The sequence below is a fragment of the Acidiplasma cupricumulans genome, from assembly GCF_001402935.1.
GTDB classification, from domain to species: domain Archaea; phylum Thermoplasmatota; class Thermoplasmata; order Thermoplasmatales; family Thermoplasmataceae; genus Acidiplasma; species Acidiplasma aeolicum.
In genome coordinates this window covers 1-5385 of the sequence record NZ_LKBH01000112.1, presented here as the reverse complement: position 1 = coordinate 5385, position 5385 = coordinate 1, and the positions used below count along the sequence as shown (strand labels likewise).

The 5385-nt window shown below is 33.2% G+C and carries 8 protein-coding genes; 4 read left to right on the top strand and 4 right to left on the bottom strand.

Going from position 1 to position 5385, the window contains the following annotated elements:
* Window positions 1-237: 237 nt before the first annotated feature.
* Together AOG55_RS03420 and AOG55_RS03415 are read left to right on the top strand one after the other, a co-directional pair.
* On the top strand, window positions 238-726 hold the full coding sequence (locus AOG55_RS03420) for a TQO small subunit DoxD (RefSeq protein ID WP_201779079.1): 489 nt from the start codon (window positions 238-240) through the stop codon (window positions 724-726).
* Window positions 727-731: 5 nt separating this feature from the next.
* On the top strand, window positions 732-1292 hold the full coding sequence (locus AOG55_RS03415; RefSeq protein ID WP_162216753.1) for a TQO small subunit DoxA domain-containing protein: 561 nt from the start codon (window positions 732-734) through the stop codon (window positions 1290-1292).
* Here the strand turns inward: AOG55_RS03415 and AOG55_RS03410 are convergent, their stop codons facing one another.
* The 3 genes from AOG55_RS03410 to AOG55_RS03400 form a co-directional block, all read right to left on the bottom strand.
* On the bottom strand, window positions 1293-1895 hold the full coding sequence (locus tag AOG55_RS03410) for a hypothetical protein (protein ID WP_055040891.1): 603 nt from the start codon (window positions 1893-1895) through the stop codon (window positions 1293-1295).
* A 33-nt stretch (window positions 1896-1928) separates the two neighbouring features.
* Window positions 1929-2108, bottom strand: coding sequence for a hypothetical protein (locus tag AOG55_RS03405; protein WP_055032269.1), 180 nt, complete (start codon window positions 2106-2108; stop codon window positions 1929-1931).
* A 73-nt stretch (window positions 2109-2181) separates the two neighbouring features.
* A complete protein-coding gene (locus tag AOG55_RS03400; protein WP_236688961.1) occupies window positions 2182-3156 on the bottom strand; it encodes a 3-hydroxyacyl-CoA dehydrogenase family protein in 975 nt (324 codons plus the stop codon).
* 115 nt (window positions 3157-3271) lie between these two features.
* On the opposite strand from AOG55_RS03400, the gene AOG55_RS03395 reads away from it, so the two are divergent.
* Window positions 3272-4648 (top strand): APC family permease, encoded by a 1377-nt coding sequence (locus AOG55_RS03395; protein ID WP_055040890.1) that lies wholly within the window; start codon window positions 3272-3274, stop codon window positions 4646-4648.
* Between the two features lie 36 nt (window positions 4649-4684).
* A complete protein-coding gene (locus AOG55_RS03390; RefSeq protein ID WP_055040889.1) occupies window positions 4685-5071 on the top strand; it encodes a hypothetical protein in 387 nt (128 codons plus the stop codon).
* 86 nt (window positions 5072-5157) lie between these two features.
* Here the strand turns inward: AOG55_RS03390 and AOG55_RS03385 are convergent.
* A partial coding sequence (locus tag AOG55_RS03385; protein ID WP_162216752.1) for an AMP-binding enzyme occupies window positions 5158-5385 on the bottom strand: 228 nt, incomplete at its 5' end.

The window sequence follows — 5385 nt, the reverse complement described above, 5'->3', positions numbered from 1 at the left end:
TTTTCAGATAAAAAATAATGAAATATAATTATTTTTTTTTATTTTGGAAATTAAAGATGTATAAATTCATAAATTATTCAAGATTTCATAAAAATAATCAGAGATATGAAAAAATTTATATATTTTCATACAATATAATGCCTGATAAAAAATGTTAAATACAAGTAATGCTGAGGTCGATTTAAATGGTCTGGAGGCCAGACAAAGATCGTAACCCCAACCCTGTATACATGGATATTGAGATTTGCAGTTGGCTGGGATTACTTTGATGGCGGATTAAGAAAGGCAGTTCTTGCACCACAAAAGCTTGCAGTTGGAACCCCTACCTTTGTTCTTAACAAGCTGGTATCATTCCTTCCACATGCAGGATTTTTTAAGGGATTTTTATTATTCGCATTGGAACATCCGGGATTTGCAGCACCGTTTATTACATTCTTCTCATTCGTTGAACTAACTGCAGGTGTACTTTTAATTGTGGGTTTCCTGACAAGGCTCGCGGCATTCGGTGGTGCAATGATGGCAATAGGATTCCAGCCTGCATTCTGGCTTGGCGCAACATGTGAAGATGAATGGCAGATAGGCATACTATTATTTGCTGGTTCACTCACGTTAATGCTAATAGGTGCCGGCAGGGCAATGGGACTTGACTACTTCCTTTACAAGAAATTCGGAGACAGGGGAATATCAAAGAACATACCCATATTGAAATGGATTAAATTATGGTGATAAAAATGAAGCCTGTGAAAAATGATGACAAAAAGGAAAATAAATACTGGCAAACAACAACAGGTAAAATACTGGTGGTAACCCTTGTATTTGCAATAATAGTTGTTGCATTCACACTGGTAACAGGACAGATAGCATATGGAAATGTCTATGGAAAGCTATTTAATGATTCAAAGGTTCCTGATGTGCAGTTCCAGGGATCACCTTATGCAATGAATAATACATCTGGATCAATACTGGTGTTTAATGTGACCGATCTTGATGGCCCAAACCAGGCAGCGGTAACTGAGATAATATTAACAAATGTAACAACCGGAAAGAATATAACATTAACATCACAGAATATAAGCATGGATATATACAGGGTTGTTGATGCAAAATACCATTACCATGATAATGTAAAATATAATCAATATAATGGGATATACGTTCCTCTCGGTGATGAGGCAACTATATACATGAACCTGACAACAAGCCTGCACCACAATCTCTCAGGAAAATACAAGGTAACACTGGTCGTACCAACACAGAAGGCAAAATTTGCAACTGCAGATGTAACCTTCTGATTAAATAAATAAATTATTTCTTTTTTTAATTAAATTTATTATAAATTTATCTGTTTTTCCATGCAGGATTAAAAGTTTGTATGCATTATAATATGTTTTTAAATCAAAAAATGTGCATTTTAATTCAATGTTATATGATACCGCTGGAAATAATATGCTTTTATTTTTCTGTGAAATTTCGGTTATATCATTTATTTTTAGGGAAATAAAGGGAACATCAGATATTATATTAAAATCGGCAGACTGGAAGAATAATAGATACGTATCATTAATGCATATTAATGCCTCTATATCATTGTTTTCCATTACCGATTTATTCACATCAAAATTATTATTTTTTATTATTACAAAATACGAATCAGAAAAATTATAGGTATTTTTTAATGATGAAATGCTGTATTTTCTTAAGCCCTTCAATGCACTTGAGTATGATAAATGATTGTATATGCTGAATGGAATTATAAATATCGATGTTATTATAATAAAGTATAATGCAATGTTCAGAATTAATATATAAATGGACCCATTCATTAAATAAAAAATAAGGGAGATTATTACCGAGGAAATTAATGATGCTATAAAGAATTTATAGGCTTTAATCATTTCATTAATATATTAATTTTTCAGTATATATTTTTAATGCCGGAACTTTATCAGCTTTAAATCTGGCATAACCTCTTTTTTAATTAATTCGGGAAGTGGTATGCCGGCCTCAAGCGCCCTTTTACATAAATTTACGGTTTCATCATGTGAAATTTCAATATATGTTCCATTTCTCCGGTAAATTACCATATATCCAAGATCATCACAGTCCATGTACTTTTATTTTAACATAAACATTAAGCTTTTTGCAATGCATGCTTCCGGAATTTAATATTTAAAAATAATATTATTTTGTATAATCATAGAATCCCCTTCCAGACTTTCTGCCCATATAACCTGCCCTGATGAGATTTGTCAATGTTTCAGATAAATTAAATCTATCGCCGTAAACATCCTTAAATGTTTTTAAAACATCATAAACAATATCAAGGCCCACATAATCGGCAAGTTCAAATGGCCCCATTGGGAATCCGGCACCATATTTCATTGCAGTATCTATATCTTCCTTTGTGGCTATATTTTCATCATAGACCTTTATGGCCTCATTAATTACCTGCAGCAAAATTCTGTTTACAATAAATCCAGTTTTATCCCTGGTCATCACCGGCTGCATATTGTTTCTATGGTTTTTCATACCCTTCAAAAGGTCATAGGCCTGTTTTGCGGCATCATCAGAACCCTGTGTTGATGGCGCGATTTCAACAAGTGGCAGTGTGTATGGCGGATTAAAGAAATGCATTAATATTACCTTTTTCGGATTCTTATAATATGATGCCATCTCTGTAACGCTTAACGATGAGGTATTTGTTGCCATAATGGCATCATCAGATAAATATCCTGAAATCTCCTTAAATATTCCATTTTTAATTTCCTGTTTTTCAAATGCTGCCTCAATGACCAGATCGCATTTTGAAAGGTCCTCATATTTATCTGTAATTTTTATTCTTTTTTCCAGATCATTTTTGTCTATTTTATGCGAGAAATAATTATTGATTTTTTCCTTCTGCTCCAGGCTAAGCTTTAATCCCATCCGCTCAATTCTGGATACCTCCCTTTCTGGAAGCCTTTCATAATAGGAATTATAATCATCAACAATTTTTTCTATGTGCTTAAGGCCCCTTGTGGCAAAATCCATATTAACATCCTTTAAAACCACATTAAATTCATTGTATGCAAACACCTCGGCTATGGCAGATCCCATTGCACCTGCTCCTATAATTCCTATATTTTTAAACATTTTAATCAGTAAATTATCATTCATTTATATTAAAAATTTATTGTGTGGCGGATAATTTATTTAAATATATTATGTATATATAATAAACATTAATGAATACTTTTCATCAAGGTTAAATAAAAAGTTGCAATACACATGCATGGATAATGAACTTAAAAGAAATACATTAGGACTTTCAGGATTAATTTTTCAGGGAATGGGGCAGCTATCTCCATTATTTACATTTGATGGTATTATAAGCGTGGCCGCCTTCGCACTGGGTGCAAGCCCCCTGGCATTTTTAATAGGCATGGTGGCATCGCTTCTTACAGGAAATACATTGTACCAGTTCTCAAAAAGAACAGCCTCCGCCCGTGGGTATTATGGATATGCATCAATGAGCCTCGGGCATGGCACAGGTTTTTTTACATCATATATTTATATACTTTATCAGATTGCAAATTTGATGTTTGTTTTTTCGTTCTTTATAATGATTTTTAATCCGGCTCTTGAATATATCACCGGAATAAATATTCCATTCTATTTTTCTGTAATAATTATTTCATTATTAATAATGCCATCATTTTATATGGTTTACAGGGGATTAAGGCCATCGTTTAGATCGCAGACAATTTTAAATTCCATTGAGATTGCATTTGTTGTGATAATATCTGTGGAAATCATCATAACATCGCATGATAATTCAATAATACCATTCACTCCCGTGTCAGGATATAAATCATTATTCCTCGGCTTTATAACAGGAAGCTTCCTTGCATACACAGGGTATGGATCAATTGTTCCACTTGGCGAGGAGGCAAGGGAGCCCAAAAGGAATATTGGCATTGCAATTCTGGCAATGATACTTATAATTGGCGTCCTCGACCTTTTAATATCATACGCCCTTGTTGTTGGCTTTGGGATAAACAGCATGGATAATTTCAGCAATTTATTAATACCGTCATTTATGGTGATACAGAGCCATGCAGGCCGTGTTGTTGATTTAATATTCTTCATTTTGAATATTATAATTATTTATACATTGTTTAATACAATTGCAACATCATTAACAAGAAACATATACGCAATGGCCAGGGATGGATTCCTTCCGGAAAGGTTTTTAAAACTTAACAGTCACAGTGTCCCGCACAATGCGCTTTACCTCACTGCAATCATATTCACTGTTTCTGCATTAATTTCCGGTGCAGTATTTTATCTATATTTTTCATATTCCGGATTTTTAGACGAGTTTATTATGTATGCAACTGTAAGCTCATTATCAACACTTATTATACATTTAATAACAAATACGGGATTGAGCAGGGTAAGAAAATCAATGCTGACCGATGCCGTGCTTCCATCAATTTCATCAATAATCATTCTTGTAGCTTTCTATTATACATTTTCTGATTTTGGATTTCCATTTTTATATTCTGAAATTATACTGCTGATTTATTCAATTTTAATCATAACCATTTATTTCACAAAATTATATGGAAAACATTTGAAAATAGCTGAAAATAACATAAAAATTTAAACTAAATATTTAAGTAGTAAATTTTGATATAATGTTATGGAAATATTCAAAAAGGAGAGAGTGTTTAACACACAGAAGGATTTAAAGGCTGTTGTGCAGGATTTCTCAAATTACCTTACAAACAATAACTGGAAGGTTCAGAGCAATGTGCAGGATAATAAGGCCATATTGCAGGCACAGAAGGCTGGCATTTTAAGGGATATTATTGCAGCCGACAGGGCATTAACATTTACCTTTGAAAAGCAGGATGATGGCATACATGTTCATGTTGGCGTTGGAAAGCTTCTCCAGAATCTTGGGGTAACGGCAATCGAGGCCTTATTTTTATCGGAGATTTTTATTGTTGTTGATGTCCCCGAGATTGCGTGGACAGATCATGTTGAAAAGCAGCTTATGCAGCAGCTTCAGCAGATTGCCCAGTAGATTGTAATAAAATTTACTGGCAATATGATTTTTTTAAATTTTAATTAAAAATAAAAAAATGCTAATTATATAATTTTTATATAATTTCATTTTGGAATGATACGGTCAAGGTTTTCATTTATCAGCAATTTTTTATCGATTTTACCAACAAGTGTCTTTGGCAGCTCATCCCTGAATTCTATGATTTTTGGCACCTTGTAAACTGCAAGCTTATCCCTGCAGAAATTTATTACATCATTCTCAGTTAATGTATTATCATTCCTTACTATTACAGCCTTTACCGTTTCACCACGGTGCTCATCCCTTATGCCTAT

What these genes read in the sequence shown, in the direction of transcription:
- AOG55_RS03405 (WP_055032269.1), bottom strand. Translation starts at nt 2,108, where the DNA reads ATGGACTGTGATGATCTTGGATATATGGTAATTTACCGGAGAAATGGA.
- AOG55_RS03395 (WP_055040890.1), top strand. Translation starts at nt 3,272, where the DNA reads ATGGATAATGAACTTAAAAGAAATACATTAGGACTTTCAGGATTAATT.
- AOG55_RS03415 (WP_162216753.1), top strand. Translation starts at nt 732, where the DNA reads ATGAAGCCTGTGAAAAATGATGACAAAAAGGAAAATAAATACTGGCAA.
- AOG55_RS03390 (WP_055040889.1), top strand. Translation starts at nt 4,685, where the DNA reads ATGGAAATATTCAAAAAGGAGAGAGTGTTTAACACACAGAAGGATTTA.
- AOG55_RS03410 (WP_055040891.1), bottom strand. Translation starts at nt 1,895, where the DNA reads ATGATTAAAGCCTATAAATTCTTTATAGCATCATTAATTTCCTCGGTA.
- AOG55_RS03400 (WP_236688961.1), bottom strand. Translation starts at nt 3,156, where the DNA reads ATGAATGATAATTTACTGATTAAAATGTTTAAAAATATAGGAATTATA.